General features: G+C 59.5%; 13 protein-coding genes and 1 pseudogene. 4 read left to right on the top strand and 10 right to left on the bottom strand.

Annotated elements, in window-relative coordinates:
* Positions 1-7: 7 nt before the first annotated feature.
* The 7 genes and pseudogenes from HY011_31665 to HY011_31635 form a co-directional block, all read right to left on the bottom strand.
* Entirely contained in the window at positions 8-3301 is a 3294-nt protein-coding gene (locus HY011_31665) for a TonB-dependent receptor (GenBank protein MBI3427505.1), read from the bottom strand.
* Positions 3302-3480: 179 nt separating this feature from the next.
* Positions 3481-4248: pseudogene (locus tag HY011_31660) on the bottom strand (3-oxoacyl-ACP reductase FabG).
* Positions 4249-4406: 158 nt separating this feature from the next.
* Complete coding sequence (locus HY011_31655) at positions 4407-5717, bottom strand: MFS transporter (GenBank protein MBI3427504.1); 1311 nt, start codon at positions 5715-5717, stop codon at positions 4407-4409.
* Positions 5718-5798: 81 nt separating this feature from the next.
* Positions 5799-6896 carry a LacI family DNA-binding transcriptional regulator gene (locus tag HY011_31650; GenBank protein MBI3427503.1) on the bottom strand — a complete coding sequence of 366 codons (1098 nt, stop codon included), beginning with the start codon at positions 6894-6896 and terminating at the stop codon, positions 5799-5801.
* Positions 6897-7491: 595 nt separating this feature from the next.
* Positions 7492-7911: an arsenate reductase ArsC gene (locus HY011_31645; protein MBI3427502.1), complete on the bottom strand. Its 420-nt coding sequence runs from the start codon at positions 7909-7911 to the stop codon at positions 7492-7494.
* A gap of 4 nt (positions 7912-7915) precedes the next feature.
* The gene (locus tag HY011_31640; protein ID MBI3427501.1) at positions 7916-9031 is read right to left on the bottom strand and encodes a hypothetical protein; all 1116 of its coding nucleotides are present in this window, start codon (positions 9029-9031) and stop codon (positions 7916-7918) included.
* 323 nt (positions 9032-9354) lie between these two features.
* Positions 9355-12738 (bottom strand): TonB-dependent receptor, encoded by a 3384-nt coding sequence (locus tag HY011_31635; protein MBI3427500.1) that lies wholly within the window; start codon positions 12736-12738, stop codon positions 9355-9357.
* Positions 12739-12989: 251 nt separating this feature from the next.
* On the opposite strand from HY011_31635, the gene HY011_31630 reads away from it, so the two are divergent.
* From HY011_31630 to HY011_31615, 4 genes are all read left to right on the top strand, one after another.
* Complete coding sequence (locus HY011_31630; GenBank protein MBI3427499.1) at positions 12990-14117, top strand: TonB-dependent receptor; 1128 nt, start codon at positions 12990-12992, stop codon at positions 14115-14117.
* A complete protein-coding gene (locus tag HY011_31625; GenBank protein ID MBI3427498.1) occupies positions 14114-14356 on the top strand; it encodes a hypothetical protein in 243 nt (80 codons plus the stop codon). The genes HY011_31630 and HY011_31625 overlap by 4 nt, the downstream gene beginning before the upstream one ends.
* Before the next feature lie 3 nt (positions 14357-14359).
* Positions 14360-14620, top strand: a complete 261-nt coding sequence (locus HY011_31620; GenBank protein ID MBI3427497.1) for a hypothetical protein — start codon at positions 14360-14362, stop codon at positions 14618-14620.
* Between the two features lie 322 nt (positions 14621-14942).
* A complete protein-coding gene (locus tag HY011_31615) occupies positions 14943-15950 on the top strand; it encodes a PQQ-binding-like beta-propeller repeat protein (protein MBI3427496.1) in 1008 nt (335 codons plus the stop codon).
* A gap of 93 nt (positions 15951-16043) precedes the next feature.
* Here the strand turns inward: HY011_31615 and HY011_31610 are convergent, their stop codons facing one another.
* The 3 genes from HY011_31610 to HY011_31600 all read right to left on the bottom strand — a co-directional run bounded on the left by HY011_31610 (position 16044) and on the right by HY011_31600 (position 21473).
* The gene (locus tag HY011_31610) at positions 16044-16958 is read right to left on the bottom strand and encodes a nuclear transport factor 2 family protein (protein ID MBI3427495.1); all 915 of its coding nucleotides are present in this window, start codon (positions 16956-16958) and stop codon (positions 16044-16046) included.
* Positions 16959-17472: 514 nt separating this feature from the next.
* Positions 17473-18150 (bottom strand): NADPH-dependent F420 reductase, encoded by a 678-nt coding sequence (gene npdG / locus HY011_31605; GenBank protein ID MBI3427494.1) that lies wholly within the window; start codon positions 18148-18150, stop codon positions 17473-17475.
* A 128-nt stretch (positions 18151-18278) separates the two neighbouring features.
* A complete protein-coding gene (locus tag HY011_31600; GenBank protein ID MBI3427493.1) occupies positions 18279-21473 on the bottom strand; it encodes an efflux RND transporter permease subunit in 3195 nt (1064 codons plus the stop codon).
* Positions 21474-21508 lie beyond the last annotated feature (35 nt).

The following is a 21508-nucleotide window of genomic DNA, read 5'->3' as shown; positions in this document are numbered from 1 at the left end:
ACCGGTCTCAGAAAGTCAGGCGCAAACCGAATTGCAGTTTGCGCATCGAGTTGGCCGTGCTGATCACGCCAAAGGTGGTGGAGGTCGCGCCCGAAGGCACGGCGGCGCCCGGTTGTCCGAGGCTCACCATGTTGAAGGCATTGGTGCCCTCGGCGCGGAAGCGCAGCTTGAAGCGTTCGCTCAAACTGAAGTCGCGCGAGAGCGCCAGGTCAACCGTGCGATAGCCCGGCGCGTCGAGCAGGTTGCGCGGCGAGTTGCCGTCGGTGGCGACCCCGGTCACGACCTTGTTCTGAACAAAGGCGGCGGTGTTGAACCACTGCGCCGCCGTGGGGTGATCAATATGCGGATCGCCGATCAATTGCGCGCGGTCGGTGTTGACGACGCCGTCCAGGTTGGCGTCCACATTGCCGTTGGTGATGGTGAAGGGCAGGCCGCTGCGCAGCTTGATGATGGGCGAGATGCTCCAGCCGTTGAGGATATTGCGCACGATCACGTTATTGCCGCTGTAGTAATCGGGCTGGTAGTTCAAGCTCATGCTGAACACATGCCGCTGATCGGTATCAGCGCGACCGCGATCCAGGAAGAGCTTGCTGTAGTTCTGGGCCAACCCCTGCGTCGTATTGTTGTGCAACTGCACGCTGCTGAGCGTTTTGCTGAACGTATAAAAGGCATTGAAGCTGATGTGCTTGCTCATACGCATGTCGCTCCTCAGTTGCAATCCGTGATACGAAGCGGTCTGGTCAGAATTGATCTCGATGACCGCGCCATAGAGCGGATTGGGCCGCCGGGCGAGGATATTCGCACCGGCATTCGTGGCGGTGGCATTCACTACCGGGTAATTTACGTCCCGGCCAAAGGGTAACTTGCTGCTCAGCGTGCCGACATACGCCGCTTTTACGGCCAGGTCTTTGGTGAGTTGGCGCTCAAGCGAAAGGTTCATCTGGTACGTGCGCGGCCACGCGAAATCTGACGCAACGGCGGTCACGCCGCCGCCGTTCACAAAGGTTCCTCGGTACGGGAAAGGATTGCCGCCGACGAAAGCGTTGTAGGGGTTGCTGAGCGAGGCGCCCTGCGGCACGCCTTGCGCGTTTGTCCTTGGACTGGTGTTGGTGAACGTCAGCCGCGTGGCAAACGGCTGGGTGTTGGTCATCGTGTTCCATTCATTGCCCGAAATGCTGCCGTAAAAGATGCCGAACCCGCCACGCACCGAAGTCTTGCCATTGCCGAATAAATCCCACGCAAAACCGATGCGCGGAGAAACGTGTTTGTAACTCACCGGAATGCCGCCGCGTTCGACGCCTTCGTCACCGTAAAACAAGGCGCCCACCGGGGCGAGCGCATTGGCCGTGGATTTTTTGCCGGGGACATAGTTGACGACGCGATCGTAAGGATCGGTCGGCGGCGTCTGCACATCCCAACGCAGCCCCAGGTTGAGCGTCAGGCGCTGGTGGACGCGAAAATCATCCTGCGCGAAAAGCGCCGTGTACCAGGTGTTGGTGTAACCGGTGACGGGCGCGTCCTGCGTGATCGCGCTGGGAATGCCGATCAGAAAATCGGCCAGCGCGTTCCGGGTCACGACGTTGCTAAAGGTGAAGACACCGTAATTGTTGAGCAGCGTTTGCTGTATGTCTTTGTTGAGCGAAAGCTCGCCGCCAAACTTGAGCGAGTGGTTGCCCTTGTTCCAACTGAACACGTCGCGCACAGAATAGAAATTCGTGCCCGCGGTCGGGCCGCCGATGGAATTGGTCAGCGTGAAGAAACCGCTGACGGTGATCTGCGGTAGCGACGGCGTGCCCTGGATCGTGAACGCCGAACCCAGATCGCCCAGCGAGGTCTGAGGTAAATTCAAGCGACCGCCAAAATTGCGGGTGTACGTTATCCACGCTTGGTTGATCTTGTTGGGGCTGATGATCCAAACGTCGCTGAGGTTGAGGTTGTGCTGCCGCCAATTGAATTGCTGACTCGCCCAGGGCAAGTTGCCGCTGCCCGCCTTCACGGTATTGGTTCCGGCTGTCGTGAAGTAATTGAAGGTCAAGCGGTGCGCCGCGTTGAGTTGATGATCCAGCTTCCCCAGATATTCGTTGGTGTCAAACGGACTGGGCACATTGCCCTGCCACTTGCTGCCCGCGATGTTTGAAAGAGGAATGTAGTTGTTGATGATCTTCACCGCCACCGGATCGAGCCGGTTGGGGCAGATGACGCCGCTGACGCCGTTGCAGACAAACGTCGCGCCCGTCGCGGGGTCGGTAGGCTTGGTCGCCGAAGCGCTGAAATTGCCGACCCGTTCCAGGTCGGTGGGCACGATGGCGTTGTTCAGAAAGGTGCTCGTCGTCTGGCGCAAGCCCGAATACGAAAAGAAAAAGAAAGTCTTATCGCGCTTGATCGGGCCGCCGAGGGTGCCGCCGAACTGGTTGCGATGAAAAGGCGAACGCGCCAGTTGCGAGGCATAGTCATTGGCGTTGAAGACAGTGTTGCGCACGAATTCAAACAGCGAGCCGCGCAACTTGTTGGTGCCCGATTTGGTCAGGACGTTGATGATGCCGCTAGCGAAGCGGCCATACTCCGCGTTGTAGCTGTTAGTCTGCACGCGGAATTCCTGGATGGCATCCGGGTTGGGCAACACGTTGCCTGTGTTGCGCAGGTTGGTCATGTTGCTGCCGCCGTCGAGATAGTAATTCACCGAGCCGGTGCCGCCATCCGTCCCGCCATTGATCAGCGTGCGCTGTTCGGGAAAGCCCAGGATGAGCGAATTGGTGCCCGTGGAGGCAGAGGCGACGCCGTTGTTGTTGGATTGCACGCCAGGCGTCAGGTCGAGCAGCGCGTAAACGTTGCGCTCAACCAGCGGCAGATTGGTAATCTCGGCGGATTGGATGGTACGCCCAATCTCGGCAGTGCTGGTATTGATCGCGGGCACTGCCTCGGTGATGGTGACAGTCTCGCTGACTTGCCCAACAGTGAGGGAGACATCCACGCGGGCGGTGTCGTTGACCTGCAAAACGATGCCGCTTTGGCTGGCCTTCTTTAAGCCGTTCGCGGTGACCTCAAGCACGTAATTGCCCACCGGGAGAAATTCCAGCCGGTAGGCGCCAGTCTCGTTGGAGCTTACGGTGCGCGTGAGACCCGTATCGGCATTGCGCGCGGTAACCTGTGCGCCCGGCAGATTGGCGCCGCTCTGGTCGGTGATGGTGCCGACAATCGTGGCGGTGGTGACTTGCGCGACGGCTGCCAGCGGCAACGCCAGCAGCAACGCGAAGACTGCCAATAGGATGTTCCGCAAACCAAAATTTCTTGTGCCTAGCATGACTGTGACCTCCAATGAGAATTTGGACTTGGTTTGGGCCAATCCCAACCAAATGAATATGAGTTGTGACGCGCGTGTTGAATGACAGACCATTCAACTTTTTTGGGTTTGTGCGTGCGTTGCACGATACGCGGCGCAGCCCTGGTTTTCAACGAAACGCGCCCGCTGTGGGCATTGCGTTAGAGCATCAACATGCCGCCGTTGATTTCGATGGTTTCGCCGCACAGAAAACTGGCGGCCTCAGAGGCCAGGTAAGCGATGGTTTGCGCGACTTCGACCGGTTGGCCCACGCGGCCCAGCGGAATCGCGGCGGCATAGTTTTGCATCGCTTCCGGTGTCGAAAAGTGTTCGTGAAACGGCGTCGCGATCACGCCCGGCGAGACGGCATTGACGCGAATGCCGTGCGGCGCCAGTTCTTTCGCCAAGCCTTTGGTGAAAGCGATCATCCCGCCTTTGGCCGTCGAATAATGAATCGAACCGAGCGCGCCGCCGTTGCGGCCCGCGATGGAAGTCACGTTGATGATCGCGCCCGTCTGGCGTTCGATCATCGCGGCGGCCACCGCCCGGGCGCAGAGAAACGCGCTTTTCAGGTTCAGGTTAATCACTTCATCCCAGCGCTCTTCGGTCAATTCCAGCAGGCGCAAGCGTTCGACCAGCGAACCGGCGTTGTTGACGAGAATGTCAACGGGGCCGAGTTCGGCAACCGTGCGCATCACCAACGCTTTGACATCAGCCGCCTTGGTCACGTCGGCTTGCACGCTGATGGCGCGTCCGCCCGCCGCCATGATTTCCTGCTGCGCTGCCGCCGCGCCCGCTTCATTGCGCTGGTAATTCAACGCCACCGCCGCGCCCTGCGCCGCCAGCGTCACCGCCGTCGCGCGGCCAATGCCCTACCCCGCGCCGGTCACCAGCGCGACCTTGCCTGTCAAATCAATCAAATTCTGCATGTCATCTCCTACCGCAATGATTCAGTGAAAAAGCCTTCTCAGTACGCCGCAAACGAAGGGCACGAAGAAGTGGAGGAGTGGGGAAGCAGGCCGTCTGCCTGACACTCTTTTTCTTCTTCGTGTTCTTCGTCTCTTCGCGGGTGTCAAACGTTCGCCGTCTACTTGCCTGCGGAAAGCCGTAGCGGCTCGATCTTCCCAGCCAATCCCAGCAAAACCAGCGTGCCCAACGGCGCGAGCAAGCCCGCCGCCGTCAGCACTGGCGTATACGAAAAGTGATCTACCACCCAGCCCGTGCCCAGGGTGAAAACCATGCTGCCCAGCCCCGCGCCCACGCCACCCAGGCCTGCGACCGAAGCCACGGCGCTGTCGGGAAAGAAATCGCTCGGCAGCGTTTGCACATTGTTGATCCAGAATTGAAAGCCGAAGAGCACGACGGCAATCAGCGCCAGCGCCGCCAGCGGGTCAGGCGTGCGCGCGGCCAGAATTCCGGCGGGCATCAACAAGGCTGCAAAGATGATCGTCGCGCGCCGCGCCGCATGCACCGACCAGCCGCGCTTGATCAACCAGCCCGACGTAAAGCCACCGAGCAAGCTACCCGCATCCGCCGCGACATACGGCACCCACGCGAACAGGCCGATCTTTTTCAAATCGAAGCCGTGCACCTGATGCAAAAAGAGCGGCAACCAGGTGATGTACAACCACCACACCGGATCAACCAACAGGCGACCCAGCACCAACGCCCAGACTTGGCGGTATTGCAATAACGCGCGCCAACTGGGGGCAGCTTTCTTTGCGCTTACTTCTGCTTGTCCCGCGCGAATGAGTTCGTGTTCTGCGCGGCTCAGCCAACGCTGCTTGTCCGGCGTCTGATAAATCGCCAACCACAACGCCAGCCAGAGAAAGCCGAGCGTGCCCGTGAGCAGAAACGTCGTTTGCCAGCCATACGCGAGTTGCAGCCACACAATCAGCGGCGGCGCAATCACCGACCCCAGCGCTGCGCCGCTGTTGAAAATCGCCATCCCAAAGGCGCGCTCACGCACGGGGAACCACTCCGCGACGGTTTTGGCCGCGCCGGGCCAATTACCCGCTTCACCCAAACCGAGCAGGAAGCGAAAGATGCTCAGGCTGCCCAACCCGCGCGCCAAGGCGTGCAACATCGCCGCGACCGACCAGACCGTAATCGAAAGCGCAAAGCCGCGCCGCGTGCCGATGCGGTCATACATCCGCCCTGACAATCCCTGGCTGATCGTATACGCCAGCAAAAACCAGGTGCCCAGACTGGCGTATTGCAAATTGCTCAGGTGCAAATCCGCCGTAATGACGGGCGCCAACACCGAGACGGTCAGCCGGTCAATGTAATTGATGAGCGTCGCCAGAAAGACCAACCCGATGATCCACCAACGCAGATGGCGCAGCTTGAAGGCGGCTTCACCCGTGCTGGTTGTGGCGGCGCGTTTCGCTTCGAGCATCGTTGACGGCTCCTCCAGGGTGTTGTGATAACGTTATCACAGCGCTTCCAGCAGAACTGCCGCGTTGCCAGATGTGCGCGGTTAGCTCTTGGTCTTAGTTGGTTGCGTGGATTCTCGAATGACCAAATGGCATTCGAGACAGACTTCCCGGCGTTCGCAGGCTTTGTCGCCTTCGATGCGCTCCAATAACAAGCTGGCGGCGCGGCGGCCCTGTTCAGCCGTCGGTTGATCCACCGTGGTCAACGGCGGCGCGGTGTACGCGGCCAGCGGCACATTGTCGAAGCCCACCATCGCCACATCGTGCGGCACCTTCAGCCCGGCATCGCGAATCGCACCCATCGCGCCCATCGCCGTGAAATCGTTGCGGGCGAAAACCGCTGTCGGGCGCGCCTTCAATGGCAGCTTCAATTGCAACAGGCGTTTCATCCCAGCATAGCCGTCATCTTGGGTTGAGTACCCCGGCCCCGATTGCCCGGCGGGGCCGACGATCAGCTTTTCGTCAATGTTCAATTCATGCTCGCGCAGCGCGTCGAGATAACCTTGATAACGCCGCAGCCCCGCGCCGTTGATCGGTTGCACGCCCACAAAGCCGATGCGCCGATGGCCTAAGGCAATCAAATGCTCGACGGCCTCATACGCGCCGCGCCAGTGATCGGCGGTCACGTGGTCTACGTGCGGGTGATTGAGCGTGCGGCCCACCACGACCAGCGGCAAGCGATTTTCAGTCAGCCGCAGCAGGTAATCGTTGCCTTTCTTGGTTTCGCGCGTCGCCACGATGATGCCGTCGGCGCGCAAGTCGAGCAGGGCGCGTAACTCGGCTTGTTCGCGTTGGGTGCTACGTTCGGATGTCCCGATCAACGACGAATAGCCGCGCGCCAGCAAGACCTCCTGCACGCCGCGCACCAGTTCCGCCGAAAAGGGATTAGCGATGTCCGGCAGCAGGATGCCCACGACCTGTGTGCGTTGCCGCTTCAGACTGCGCGCCAGCACATTGGGGCGGTAGTTGAGTTCTTCGACGGCTTTGAGCACCTTGGCGCGCATGGCCGCGCTGACATAGCCGCTCTCATTGATGACGCGTGAGACCGTCATCGGCGCCACGCCCAAACGCTTGGCGATGTCCACCATGGTCGGGTGGCCGTTGATCTTGACGGCTTGCAGCTTGGTTGAATGTTTGGACATGGGGAAAACCTGATAACGTTATCAGAGGCGTCTTTTACTATCGGCGGGTGCAAGCTGTCAATGAACGAATTGGCTGTATAGGGATGAATTGCAAAAAAACTGTGTCCGCCACACGCCCACACGCCACGCAGAAAACCAGCAGCAAGATTTTCAGGGTTTTGGTTGCTGACCTAGAGGACAGCCGCTTTGGTAAGACGCAGCATCTGATAACGGCATTCGACTGGTTGTTTGCACATTAGGTTTACATGACCAGTTGTTAGGGGGTTGAACCATTTCCGGCGGCGGTACTAGATCGGTTTTCATATCAGTGTATAGGAAAAGCCGCGCAGCGGGACGGTACCGCGCGCGTGAGCAAGCGGAGCCTGTGCGACTCGGCCAAGGGCGGAAGCTTGGCGCGCCGCTTGCTCACGCGCGCGGTACCGTCCCGGCACAACACGATTCCATAAACGCAATTGCAAACCGCTTTAGGAGGGAGGATTTCAATGCAGTGTACGCGAAGCGAGTGGGTGGGAGGATTTGGCAAATTGTTCTACTCGCACGGCACGCCTGGTCGGCCACTTCGAATACGCAATGGCCAGTTTATCAAGCAGGCCAGCTAGCTGGCCTGCTTGATAAACTCTTTTAGCCACATGCGAATTTCATCGCGCACCCGCCGGAAAATGTTCAGCCGGTACGCGTCGTCGCCGGTGCCGGGCGGGTCTTCAAAGCTGTGATGGAGGCGCTGGGTCTGGCCGGGGAACACCGGACAGACTTCGTTGGCGTGGTCGCAGACGGTGATCACGTAATCAAACTTCTGTCCGGCAAATTCGTCCACGTTTTTCGAGCGGTGGCCGGAAATATCAAGGCCGATTTCGCGCATGACTTGAATCGCTTCGGGGCGCACAGCGCTGGCGTTGGTGCCAGCACTGTGAACTTCAAAGCGTTGGTGAGCGAGGGCGCGCAACAGGCCTTCGGCCATCTGGCTGCGCGCGGAATTGCCCGTGCAGAGGATCAGCACGCGTATTTTGTCATGCATGGTTCTATGCTTTTGGCTTGTCATTCATTTTTGGCAACGCGTCCAGCGGCAGCGTCTGGTAACCGCCGCCGTCGTCCACGAAAAGCAAGACGGGTTGGCCACCCACCGTCCCCGCTGTCACGCCTTCGGGTTTCATCTTTTTGCTGAACGTCACCGGCAGTGGCCGCAGCGTTCCTTCGGGCAAGCCATCCCAGGTGCAGAGCGTAAACGGTGCCGACGAATCGTCGTTGGATTTGCCCAGGATGACCAGATACGCATTCAGCGCCGCGATGTATTCCAAGCTGCGAATGCCTTGTTCTTCTTTCTCCGGCTTTGGCATGGGCGGCGGTGTCAGGCGAATCGTGGGCAGCATTTCCAGATTGCCGGTTGTCCAGGCGCCCGCTAAATCTTTGACCTTAACCGCCAGCACCAGCAACTTGCCCGCTGGCACGGGCGAACGCACGCCGAAGAGTAGCGCGTGCCGCTGGCGATCCCAAGCCAGCCCTTCGATATTCAGCCCGTCGCTGTTGGGCGAAAGCTTGGCTGCCTCGGCCAACTCGGGGTTGTGTTCGATCAACCAAGCCCGAAAGCCCGGCACGTTTTCGGTGCTGAGGCCGTGATCCTGATTGACCGTGACGCGCAACAATCCGTCCGTGGCCACGCGGGTCGGTTTGTCCTGTAAATTCTTGAGGGCCTTCTTGAGCGAAAGCGAGGAAGCCACAAAGACAAAGCGCCGCCCGTTCTCTTCGGCCATTGTCATGCCCTCAAGGTCGTCAACCGCATCGTCATTCAATCCTTGCAAGGGCCGCCGGATCAAGGCCCCTTGCTGTTTCCCGTCGGCGGTCAAGTTCAGTTCAAACAGCGCGTCGGATTGATGATTGTCGCAAAAGAGAAAGCGCCCTTCATCCAGCGGCACTACGCCAGAGGCGTTGAATTCCTCTGAGTCGTTTAGTTCGTTGAAAGCCAGCGGCTTGACGTGGAGCGGTGACGAATTCACCGGCGCAGGCGCATTGTCACTGCCCGAATGGCAACCACCCAGCAGCAAGGCCGCCGCCAACAGCGCCTCCGTTGCGCCAGGTGCATTTCCACGCCAACGCCGGCTGGCCATCAATTGCTGCTCAAAGGACTCACTCGGTTTCATGAAAGGTCTCCTCGTTAGCGCACGAAGCTGGCACTTCAAGCTGGCGCGCGTGCCAGTGCCATGAACTTCGAACCAATCCGGTCAGCGTGCCTTAGCCTTTCCTCAGCCGGTTGGCTGCGCGCGAAATTGCCACGGCACAGAAACAGAAACCGGAGTGTATTCGCCAACTGCTTGCCGAATCAAACTTGCCTGTGAGAATGACGCAAACATTCACCACCATTGCCAGCGCTGCGATTCGGCACAACAGCCGGCTTCAATAAAAAAGGCTGGTGAAACGTTACCGCGCACCAGCCCAGTTATCCAAGAGGTACTGTAACTCCCAGTTAGAAATTCAAACGCAAGGCGAATTGAATCTGCCGGTTCGCGCCCAAACCCACGGTGCGTTCGACGGTGCGGTTGACGATGCCAAAGGTGCCCGCCGCCGCCGCCGTGAAGGGCTGGCCCGGTTGCAGTTGGTTCGTGCCGTTGCCCAACACGTTGGGTAAGGTCGCGGGCGGGTTGGCGAAGTTCGACACATTGAAGATGTTGAAGACTTCGGTGCGGAACTCGACATTGGTCTTCTCGGTAAGCGCGAACTTTTTGGCCACGATCAAATCCTGCTGCACGAATTGCGGGCCGTGCAGTTGGTTGCGCACCAGGTTGCCAAAGGTGCCCGGCTTTGGAATCGCAAAGGCTGCCGGGTTCAGAATCGTGCGGTCTTGATTCAGAAAGGGATTGACGCCCGCGATCAAATCAGGCCGCCGCACGTTGCGCGAAGCCCCGCCGCCCGGCGTGTTGATGACCGCCGTGCGGCCCGCCGCCGGGGTTTGGAAGACCACGCCCGCCGCGTCCACATAAACCACATCGGGCCGCGTGACGCGCACGTCAATCGGCAAGCCCGAACGCGCGTTCAGGATCGTGCCGACTTCCCAACCGCCCAGCAACGTCTTGCTCAGCCCGCTGGCTTTGGCGAAGAAGGGCAGGGCGTAAATGGCGCTGACATTGAACGTGTGGCGCACGTCAAAGTTGTTGTAGCCGATGTCGTAATCAAAGTCTTTGGTCTGGCGCGCGTTGTTCGCCGCCGTCAACGCTTCGTTCGAGCCAGCGGTGTTGCCATAGCTCTTGCCGAAGGTGTATTGCGCGTTAAGCGTGACGCCCGTGTTGAAACGGCGCGCCAGCGCGGCTTGCAAGGCGTTGTAGCTGTCGTGCCCGCCGCTGCGTTTGATGTCAACTTCCGCATACGGATTGAGCACGGTGGGATTCGTGCCCGCCGCGCCTTCGGTCACGATGGAGAATTGGCGAATGACGATGGCGCTCGCTGTTGGGTTTACGTTCGTGCGCACGCCGATGATCTGGTTGGTCACGCTGCGCAAAAACAGATTGCGTCCTTGCGAGCCTACGTAGGCCAGCGTCAACGCCAGCTTGTACGGCAGTTCCTGCTGCATCGAAACGGTGTAGCTGTAAATGCGCTCCGGCACTTTGTAATTCTCAAAGTCGTAGGCGCGCGGTTGATAGGCCCGGTTATTCGGATTGGCCGCAAAGTTGGCGACAATCTGCGGGATGTTCGCCGGGAAGGCATTCGTGACGTTGCTCAGCGTCGAGCTGACGCGGTCGGACTCAATCGGTTGAATCTGGTCTTCGGTCTGGCCCGGCCCGTAGTTGATGCCGAAACCGGCGCGCACCACTGTGCGCCCGCCGCCCCAGAATGATTTGAAGCCGCCGCTGCCATTGGCGTTCGGCGTCCAGGCCAGCGACAGGCGCGGCGCGAAGTTGGTCTTGTTCGACTGATAAATTGACGAGTCGCTCGGTTTGAGGATGCCTTTGTTCACATCCAGCACCACTTGCCGGTTCTTGTCTTCACGCAAGGGCGAATAGTATTCGTAACGCAAGCCATAGTTCACCGACAGATTCGGCCTGATCTTCCACTCGTCCTGTGCGTAGCCGATGTAATACTCCTGCTTGGCGTAGCGGTCGCCCGTCGCGCCCCCATTGGTGGTGAGGTTGAAGGCGCTCGGCGCGCTCACATCGCCCAGGTATTGGATCGAAGCGGCGGTGTTCGCCAAAAAGCCGGCCAGGTTGGAGAAAGTGTAGGTCGTGCCGCCGAGCCGGTCGGTGTAAAGGCGCACTAGACGCAGTTCGCCACCGAACTTGAGGTTGTGATTGCCGCGCAGCCAACTCAACGAATCCACAAAGTTCAGCGTGTAGGGTGTGTACGGCTGACCGCGTCCGTTGGTCGCCGAATTGGCGCGCACCAGCCCGCCCGGCACCGTGATGCCCGATGAAGCGCCTTGCCCGGCGACGCCCGTATTGGCGACGCTGCCGCTCAGGTTGATGGTGATGGCCGCCAGGTCAATGCCGTTGACGACGGGCGCAAAGCCGGACGTGCGCGTGTAGGCGCTGTTATAACCAAACTTGAATTCGTTGATCTTGTTTTGACCGAGCGTGGACTGATAAGCCAATACGCCGTTTTGCGGCACGGCCTTGACGCTGGCGCGGCTGCCCGACACGTTCTGCGGCTGATTGTTGTCGCCCTGATCGCGGAAGAAGCGCACGTAAACCGATTGCCGGTCGCTGATCTTGTAATCGAGCCGTAGCGCCCCGGCGTTTTCATTCACCGGGTTGCTGGCCTGCAACTGTGCAATCTCGAAGTCCGGGTCTTTGGATACGCCCGGCAGAATCACCGCACCCGCGCCGCGAAAGGCCGCCAAACAAAGCGGCGCAACGGCAGCCACCGCGCGCGCGCAAGCCGCGGTCGAAGGCACGGCTTCGACGAAGTTGATGCCCGAACGCAGGCGATAGCCTTCATAGCTGCCGAAGAAAAAGAACTTGTCCTTGATGATCGGGCCGCCGAACGAAGCGCCGAACTGATTCAGCTTGAGCGGCGATTTGGTGGCGCGGTCGAACCAGTTGCGCGCATCCAGCGCGTCATTGCGCAGATATTCAAACACCGAACCGTGGAACTGATTGCCGCCCGATTTGGTCACGACGCTAACTTGCCCGCCCGTGCCCGTGCCGAATTCCGCCGGATAGCTGTTGGAATCCACGCGGAATTCCTGCACGTTCTCCAGCGAAGCTTGCAAGCGGAAGGGCGATGGAATCTCGCCATTCAAGTTTCCCGGCGAAGCGTCAATGATGGCCGAACCTTCGACGCCGTCGTAGCGAATCGCATTCTGATTGACGGCGCGCCCCGAAAAACGAATGTCGCCGAAGGTACCCGAACCGCTGTTGACCGAACCGGGCGCTTGCAGATAAAGCTGTGACAACTGACGGCCATTGAGCGGCAGACTCTTGACCTCGGTCTCGTTGACGTTCGCGCCCATGCGCGCCGAGGAGGTGTCGAGCGCGGCTTCTTCGCCTGCTGTCACGTTAATGGTTTCAGTCGCGCCGACCGGTTTCAATTCGGTCTCCAGATTGAGCGCCTGACCGACGACCAATTCAATGTTGGTGTACTCGGTCTTGGCGAAGCCCGCGACAGTCACCGTCACGCTGTAGACGGAAGGTTTGAGTGCGGGGACGAGGAAGACCCCTTCACCATTGCTGGTTGTCGTGCGCACTTCACCTGTGCGGGTGTTTTTGACGGTGACGGTGGCGTTCGGCACGACCGCGCCGGTTTGATCTTTCACGGCGCCGCCAATGCGCGCATCGCTTTGCGCGAAGCCGCTGAGTGGCTGGCTCAGCAACACCAGCAGTGTGAGCAGCCCTAAGCGCGCTTGCAGATGGTTCAACATAAAAAGCTCCTTTTGCTTTGATTCTGAAATTGCCCTTGGCCCGCGCTTGCCGGGCCGGTTCGGACAGAGGTTTAGAAGCGGTAGCATGGCGGCCCGACCTAAATTCGGAGCTAAGGCGCTGTTAAATCAAAGTAAGATTTGATGGCTAACTACCGTAAGCGAGTTTCACCAGCACTCCAGGCGCGGCGGTCGGTGACGAGTGCTATTAACTGGAAAAACTCCAGCGCCGATACAACGCGACACGCATCGAGGTGCTCGACAATCTGACCTGGACGCACGGCAATCACACCATCAAGACCGGCGTTGATTTCAACTTCAGTCCCGGCAAGCAACAGCGCGAGACCAACTACGGCGGGCAGTACACCTTCAAAACCTTGTCCGATTACCTGGCCGCGCTAGCGGGCGACAACACGAAGATTTCGCGTTACCAGCAATCCGTCGCCGCCAACGGCACGCAGGGGCAATACAAGGGCACGCAGCGCGAGTACGCGGCCTTCTTCACCGCTTCGATCAAGCTGCACCGCGACCTGACCGTCACCGCCGGGCTGCGCTGGGACGGGCAGGTCAATCCGCAACCCACGACGCCGAACCCCGACGAACCGATCACGCGCACGATTCCGAATGATTTGAAGATGTGGCAGCCGCGGCTGGGGCTGGCATGGAATGTCGGCGGCAAGGGCACGACCGTGCTGCGCCTGTCCGGTGGGCTGTTCGATTCGCGCACGCCGTCATATCTGATGCAGCGCGTGTTCACTGACAACGGCTTGAACACAGTCGTGCTGGATACCAACACCGACAACTCGATCCTCAAATTCCTGAAAGTCCCGAATGCGATTGCGCAGCTTCCGGCGGACGTGAAGACGCCGATCAACAGCCTCTATGCCTTCGATCCAGACTTTCGCAACCCGCGCTCCGGGCAAGTGGCGCTGGCTATCGAACGGCAAATTGACAAGCACACCAAAGTCACGCTCGGCTTCGTGCGCAACTCGACGTGGAATCTGCAACGCCGCCTGGACACCAACCTGTTTGCGCCGGTGACGCTGTCGAACGGCCTGCCGGTCTATCCGGCCTATGATTCAAAAGGCGTGCTGGTGCAGGCGTCCGGCTTCAACGCGACAACGGGGCAAGCGATCTTCATTGATTCGGCCACAGGAAAAACGTTCACGCCGAAAGTCGCGCGGCCCGATGCGACGCTGGGGCAGATCAACCTGAACAAGTCCGTCGCGCATTCCGGCTACGGCGGCTTCTCGATCAACGTGCTGCGCCGCATGAGCCGCGCATACAATTTGGCTTTAACTACACGCACTCGTTCAACCGCGATGACGATTCGAACGCGCGCGACTTCAATCGCCAGCCAGCGCTCAACACCTTCGATTTGAAACGCGACGCGGCCTGGGCCAAAAACGACATTCGCAACAACGGCAATCTGAATGTGATTTATGATCTGGGTCATGGCTTCACCATCAGCACGCTGGTGTTTGCGCGCAATGGCTATCCGGTCAAGGCCGTCGTCGGCGCCGACACGCAAAACGACGGCAACACCGTCAATGACCGCCCGGTCATCAACGGCTACGTCGCCAATCGAATAGCGTTCCTGCAACCGGGTTTCTTCGATTGAGATATGCGGCTGATCAAGGAATTCCGGCTGGGCGAAAACCGCCGCCTGGTCTTGTCTATCGAAGGCTTCAACCTGACGCGGGCGAGCAACAAACGGTTCAACGGCGATGGCGAAACTACCTTCGGCGCGCCGCAAGCGGCACTCAATCCGATCACGCGCTTGCCGTTCACGAACAACACGGCGTTGATTCCAACCTTCGCGCCGGGCACTGACCGCTTCGGCGGGCCGCGTCAGGGACAACTGGGCGTGCGCTACGTGTTTTGAATTTAAGGCAGTGGTAACGTCGCGCTCACGTCGAATGAAGACTGCTGCTTTATGCTTGAACGTACTTAGTCCTGTGTCTCATTTGAAGGTGCTCCTTTGCCAGAAGGAGCACCTTTCTTTTTTGCGGCGCATGTCTCAGTGCTACGTTTTGAATAACAGATTTGCGGCTGGTGTGTTAGCTTGGTGGCCAATCACTATCTTATCATTACCCGGTAAGCTTGCCATTCCTCACGGGCGCATAAATCGTTGCGGAGGTTGAGAGGCAAGCGCCCGCCGCGCTTGTGGCAACAGTAGTTTTGGCAATTCAAAGAGGAGAGTAAGTATGAAAAACGCATTGGCCGGTTTCTTTTCCGCCGCGCTGCTGTTGCAGGGCGCGAGCGGCTACAAGGTGGTTGGGCATTATCCGCTGCCGGGTGTGGGCGGGTTTGATTACGTGACGTTGGACAACGCCGCGCGGCGGATTTACGTTTCGCACGCGACCCAGGTTGAAGTGGTGGATGCCGATACTGGCAAGTTCGTCGGCGCGATCCCCGATACGCCAGGCGTCCACGGGATTGCGATTGCCACGGCCTTCAAACACGGCTTCACCAGCAATGGCCGGGAACACAAGGTCTCGATGTTCGATCCGGCCACGCTGCAACTCATCAAAAAAATTGACGTGGGCAAAGGGCCGGATGGCATTTACTACGACCCGGGTTCAAAGCGCGTTTTCACCAACAATCACGGCACGCACGACATCACCGCGATTGATGCGGCCACTGGTGCTGTGGTCGGGACGGTGAAACTCGCGGGCGACGGCGAACAGGCGGTGATTGCTGCCGATGGCACGATCTATGTCAACAGCGAAGACACGGCGGAGGTCGTCGCCTTCGATCCGCAGTCGCTGGAAGTGAAAAAGCGCTTTCCCATCGGCGTGGCGAAAGTTCCGACGGGTCTGGCTTACGACGCGAAAACGAAACGCCTGTTTATCGGTTGCCGCACTGAGCCGAAAATGGTGGTAATGGACGCGGTCACGGGGAAAGTCATCAACAGCTTCCCCATCGCTGCGGGGGTGGATTACGCTGGCTTCGATCCGCAAGCCAAGCTGATCTTCTTTTCGTGCGGCTCCGGCACCTTGAACATCTTCCACGAGAAGTCGGCGGACAGCTACGAAGATGCCGGCGCAGTCAAAACCCAACCGAGCGCGAAGACGATGGCCTTCGATCCGAAGACCAAGAAGGTCTTTTTGCCTGCGGTTGAATATCAAGAGACACCCGCGACTGAGCCGGGTAAGCCGCCCCAACGCAGCATGAAGCCAGGCACATTTACCTTGCTGATCGTCGGCAAATAATAAGCGACCGAAGTTGTTCACGACGGGTGCGTCAGCACGCTGGCAGCCCCCGTCGTGATTTTTCTTCTAACGCGCAAACAGCGAATGTCACCTTCATGGCTTTGGTGTCGGCAGCGGGTTGGTGATGTCCGCCAACAATTTCCACACGCCTTTTTCATTGCGTTGCCAGACGTGCACAAAGTGGCCCGTTTCGGCAACCGTGCCCGGCTTGTCCTTCAATTCATATTTGCCCAGCGTCCAGCCGAAATCGCCGGAGCGCGCCAGATCGGTTTTCAGAATCGAGAACGTCAGTGCCAGTGGCTTTTCACTCAGCGACTGGCGGATCGCCTCTTTGCCGACGGCGGGCAATTTGCCGGTGCGGTGCAAGCGGGCATCGGCGCTCACGTGATTCAAATACGCCGTCACCAGCCCATCCTGCTGTAAGGCCTGCAAAAATTCGGATTCAACCGACTGTAAAGTGGCGGCGGCGGCTGGTTCGCGTTTCGTTGCCACGACCTTGCGGTTGCCAATCCGTTGATACGGCGTTTGCAGCGGCGTCACGGCTGTGAGCGTAGGCGTGCCGATGTCCACCGCGACTTTCCAGCTTCCGTCGGATTGTTTCTTCCAGACCGAAAAAAATAACCCGTGTTGGGTGGGGCGCTGGGCAGGCGTGTTGTCGGTCACTGTGTAAGGGCCGGTGTTGCAGCCCATATCGCCCGCCGCCGAAAGCGCACCCCACACGGGCCGCCAATCCAACGTGGTGGGCAGCGGCCCCGTGGGCGCAGGGCGTTTGGCTAAGGCCTCTTGCGCGTTGACCGGGCCGGGCTGGAAATTGATGGCGTCGGGCGCGAAGAACGCCATAAACGAGGCGCGCACGCCTTGCGCGACACACAGCCTGGCAAAGGCGCGTTCGGCCTCTGCCAGCACCTGCAATTCGGCGGAAAGTTTTTCCGGTTGTGCCACGACCGTGGTGAGTAACAGGGAAAGTAAGAGCGCGAGCCAACGCCCGCGTTGCAAGATTTTGTTCATCACGAATTCCTTGAATGCTAGCAGTGAGTCTGAAGCAGGAGAGGGCGACGCGAAAGAAGCACAGTTTGCCGACGGTCACGGTCGGGCAGCATTATTCTCTGCGGCTTGAGGCAAATGCAATGTGCGGGCTGGGTGTTGACTCAGGCTGGGAGGGGCTTTTGCAAAGTCGCCGGCGAGAGCACTCGAACGGCTCGACTGACTCCTGATGCCCGGTTGCTGATTCCTGCTCAACTGAAAATACTGGCTGATTTTCAATTTAGATCGGTTTTCACATCGGTGGATGGGAAAAGTTGCGCAGCGGGACAGTACCGCGCGCGTCAGCAAGCGGAGCCTGGGCGGTTCAGCCAACGGCGTAAACTTGACGCGCCGCTTGCTCACGCGCGCGGTACTGTCCCGGCCCAACGCGCTCCCGTAAACGCAATTGCAAACCGGTCTAGCAGGAATCAGGAGTCAGGAAGCGGGAGTCAGTCAAAGGTCTTTGGCGGATGGTTTGAGGACTTTGCGAAAGCCCTGCTCAGGCGGGCAACCCGGTCACGCGAATGCCGGTGTGCGTTTTGTAGCGAATGTTGACGCCGATGAGCAGCGCGGTCATGGCTTCGACGATGCGCGCATTGGCGAGCACCCCCGCGTCAACATAGCGGCAACCGGGAATGGCTTCGACCAGCGGACGTAAACGCAATTTGGCATCTTTCTTGTCGCCACACACGAGGATGTCGCATTCGACCTCGTGTGCGAGAGCGCTGAGCGCATCCGCGCCAACATTGTGAAAGGCCGCGACGACTTCGACCCCGGCGGGCGCGAGTTCGGCGGTTTGTTCAGCAGCGGAACCGGCCCACACGCCCAACACCCGCGTCGGCTTGCCGCCCACCGCCGGTTCGAGCGGCACGGTGACATCCACGAGCAACGTGCCGGGCTGCAGGCTCTGCACGATGCCTTTGAGCGTAGGCGTTTGTGCGGCGAAAGGCACGGCCAAGACGACGATGGCGGCTTGCGCGGCGGCTTCGGCATTGGCTAAGCCGGTGATGTTCGGCACGCCGCCGAGTTCGGCGCGCATCTCTTCCGCCGCCGCAGCCGCGCGCGCGGCGTCACGTGAGCCGATGATGATGGCATAACCGGCTTTGGCCCAGCGCAGCGCCAGGCCGCGACCCTGGTCGCCCGTGCCGCCAATGATTGCGATTGTTTCTGTTGTCATGATTTCGCTTCAATGTTTGGAGAAAAACGTGCAGCGATACGGTACCGCGCGCGTGAGCAAGCGGAGCGTCAAGTTTGGCGCACTGGTGCGGCAGCTCAGGCTCCGCTTGCTCACGCGCGCGGTACCGTTTATCCGTTCGGCTTTTCGCTCGCGCCTTTGACGAGCGCCTTCCAACGCCACTGCCGCACGCGCAACAGCCGTGGACTCCAACGATCCAGCAACTCATAGGCGACCGGCGTCAGCAACAGCGTCAGCAACAGACAGAACAACTGTCCGCCGATGATCGTGACGGCGATGGCCGAACGTTGCGCGCTGCCCGCGCCGCTGCCAAAGGCCGTCGGAATCAGGCCCGCGATGATCGAGAACGTCGTCATCAGAATCGGGCGCAAGCGCGCGCGGTCGGCTTGCAGAATCGCGTCGCGCACCGACAGCCCTTCGGCGCGCAGGTGGTTGGTGTAATCCACTTGCAAAATCGCGTTCTTTTTGACGATGCCCAGCAACAGCAAGACGCCCAGCGTGCTCCACAGATTCAGTGTGCGGCCCGTCAGATAGAGCGACAACAGCGCAAAGGGCACGCTTAACGGCAGCGCCAGCAGGATGATGAACGGGTGCGTGAAGCTTTCGAATTGCGCCGCCAGCACCATGTACATAAACACGATGGCGAGCAGAAAGGCCATGATCAGATTGCTCGTCGTCTCGTCCAGCGCTTTGACGTTGCCGCCGAAAAAGTAGCGATAGCCCGGCGGAAAGTTTAGTTTCGTCATCGCCTGCGTGATGTCTTTGACCGCTTCGTTCATCGGCTTGCTGGGCGCGTTGGCGACGAAGATGGGGATGTTGTATTGGCGGTTGAAACGGTTGATGCGCGACGGTCCCAACCCGCGCGCGATGCCGGCGACGTTGTCAATGCGTACTTGTTCGAGCTTGGACGACGGCACCATCAGCCGCGAAAGAATCTCGCGGTCGCTGCGCTGTTTTTCGTCGAGCATGATTTTGACCGGATATTGTTCGCCGGCTTCGCGGTAGGTCGTGATCTCGTCTTCGCCGCTCATCAGCAGGCGCACGGCGCTGGCGACATCGTTGGCGCGCACGCCCAGTTCGGCGGCGCGCGCGCGATCAAGCGTCACGCGCAATTCGGGGCTGGCGAAAAAGAACGACGGTTCGGAACTGACGATGCCCGGCAGGGCGCGGATTTCATCGCCCGCCTGCCGCGCCAGCTCGCCCAGTTTGTCCAGTTCGGGGCCAAGCAATTGCACCTGAATCGGGAAGCCCAGCGATTCGCCACCGCCCAGGGCCGAGGGGTACGCAATTTTGTGACGCGCCTGGGGCACCTGCTCGAAGATTTTGCGCGCAATAGCCCCAACTTCTTGGCTGCTGAGTCTGCGTTTGTCGAGGTCAATCAGGTTGGGCGTGAAATGGACGTGATTGAGCCGCTCGCTGGAGAGCGTCAGCAAGTGATTGAGTTCGGGCAACTGCTGCAACTTCGGTTCGATGTCGTTTACAAATTTGTTCAGGCCCGCGAGCGACAGGCCTTCGGGCAAATCCACGTGAATGGTGAATTCGCCCTGATCATCGCTGGGGATGAAATCGCGCCCGACCATGCGGTTGAGCGGGAAGGTCGTGGCGAAAACCAGCACGCTCAAACCCAGGATCACCCAGGGATGATCGAGCGACCAGTTGAGCATACGTTCATAGTGGTGCTCGAACCAGGTGAAGAGCGCCGTCTGCTTCGAGAGCTTCACTTCGCTGGCGTCGCGGCGCAAAAAGCGCGCGGCCAGCATTGGCGTCAGCGTGAATGACACCAGCAACGAAACCATAATCGCGCAGGTCATCGTCCAGCCGAAAGCATTCAAATAGCGTTGCGCGTAACCAGTCATAAACGCGATGGGCACGAAGATCACGACCAGCGAAAGCGTCGTCGCGGTCACGGCCAAGGCGACTTCTTTCGTGCCTTCGATCGCGGCCTGCATGGGCGAGCGATGCAATTCTTCAAGATGGCGGAAGATGTTTTCGAGCACCACAATCGCGTCATCAATCACGATGCCGACCGCCAGCGTCAATGCCAGCAGCGTCATGTTGTTGAGCGTGAACCCCGCGATACGCATCAGCGTGAAGGTGGCGATGATCGAAGCCGGAATCGCCAGCGACGAAATCAGCACCGCGCGCCAGTTGCGGATGAACAGCAGAATAATCAGGCTCGCCAGCAAACTGCCCAGCAGCAGATGTTCCTGCAACGCGGCAATCGAAGCGCGTATGAATTGCGATTGATCGCTGATGACATTGATCGTCAGATCGTTGGGCAAGGTCGGACGCAGCTTGTCGAGTTTCTCGCGCAAGGCGTCCACGACTTTGACGGTGTTAGTACCGGCCTGCCGCCGGATTTGCAACGTGACCGCCGGTTTGCCGTCGAGTCTGGCGAAGCTGCGCGGCTCGGCAAAGATGTCTTCGACGTGACCCAAATCGGAGACCTTGATCGGCGCGCTGCTCGTGCTTGAGACGATCAGATCGCTGAATTCGCGTACCACGTCGAAACGGCCCATCGTGCGCACGGCCAGTTCTTCCGTGCCTTGATACAACCTGCCGCCGGGCGCTTCGATATTTTCGTTTTGCAGCGCGCGCGCGACCTGATTGACGGTGATGCGATGGCTGTTGAGTTTTTCGGCGTCCAGCAGGATTTGAATCTCGCGGTCGCGCCCGCCCACGATGTCAATCGCGGCGACGCCGTCCACGGTTTGCAGCGTGCGTTTGATCTGCTTGTCGGCGATTTCGGTAATCTCGCGCAAATTGCGCGGGCCGCCCACGACCAGCGTGATGATCGGGTCGGATTCGGGATCGGCTTTGGTGATGACGGGCGGTTGTGTATTGGGCGGCAGCTTGCCCATCGCCAGCGCGACCTTTTCGCGCACGTCCTGTGCGGCATCCTCCATCTTGCGGTCGAGGGCGAAGCGACAGGTGATGCGCGCCAGCCCATCCATTGACCAGATTTCCAATTCATCCAGACCGCTGACGCTGCTGATTTGTTCTTCGACTGGCAGCACGATTTGGCTGGTCACTTCATCGGGGCTTGCGCCGGGCAGTTTGATGCGCACGTTGACGATAGGCGGGTCGGCTTTGGGGAAGAGGTCTACGCCCAAATCCATAAACGAAAACACGCCCAGCACGACCAGAAACAGCACCAGCATCGTCGCAAAGACGGGGCGACGCACACAGACTTCAGCTAACGTCATGGTCTTTTTCTCCTGCGTTTCAGGCGGCGCGGGAATTTGCGCGGGGAGCGCGGCGCCGCCAGCCACGGCGAGCATGGCGACGAGGCCGGTTTTTGGCAAGCGCTAACCGCACTTTGGCAGGGGAGTGTTTTCAG

The organism is Acidobacteriota bacterium, assembly GCA_016196035.1.
In the GTDB taxonomy this organism is placed as follows: Bacteria; Acidobacteriota; Blastocatellia; order RBC074; family RBC074; genus JACPYM01.
Note: the sequence above shows the minus strand (reverse complement) of the source record. Positions and strands in the feature narration are given on the sequence as shown.

Excerpts from the sequence above, each read along its gene's own strand:
- HY011_31665 (MBI3427505.1), bottom strand. The coding sequence starts at position 3,301 with ATGCTAGGCACAAGAAATTTTGGTTTGCGGAACATCCTATTGGCAGTC.
- HY011_31655 (MBI3427504.1), bottom strand. The coding sequence starts at position 5,717 with ATGCTCGAAGCGAAACGCGCCGCCACAACCAGCACGGGTGAAGCCGCC.
- HY011_31650 (MBI3427503.1), bottom strand. The coding sequence starts at position 6,896 with ATGTCCAAACATTCAACCAAGCTGCAAGCCGTCAAGATCAACGGCCAC.
- HY011_31645 (MBI3427502.1), bottom strand. The coding sequence starts at position 7,911 with ATGCATGACAAAATACGCGTGCTGATCCTCTGCACGGGCAATTCCGCG.
- HY011_31640 (MBI3427501.1), bottom strand. The coding sequence starts at position 9,031 with ATGAAACCGAGTGAGTCCTTTGAGCAGCAATTGATGGCCAGCCGGCGT.
- HY011_31635 (MBI3427500.1), bottom strand. The coding sequence starts at position 12,738 with ATGTTGAACCATCTGCAAGCGCGCTTAGGGCTGCTCACACTGCTGGTG.
- HY011_31620 (MBI3427497.1), top strand. The coding sequence starts at position 14,360 with ATGCGGCTGATCAAGGAATTCCGGCTGGGCGAAAACCGCCGCCTGGTC.
- HY011_31615 (MBI3427496.1), top strand. The coding sequence starts at position 14,943 with ATGAAAAACGCATTGGCCGGTTTCTTTTCCGCCGCGCTGCTGTTGCAG.
- HY011_31610 (MBI3427495.1), bottom strand. The coding sequence starts at position 16,958 with ATGAACAAAATCTTGCAACGCGGGCGTTGGCTCGCGCTCTTACTTTCC.
- npdG (MBI3427494.1), bottom strand. The coding sequence starts at position 18,150 with ATGACAACAGAAACAATCGCAATCATTGGCGGCACGGGCGACCAGGGT.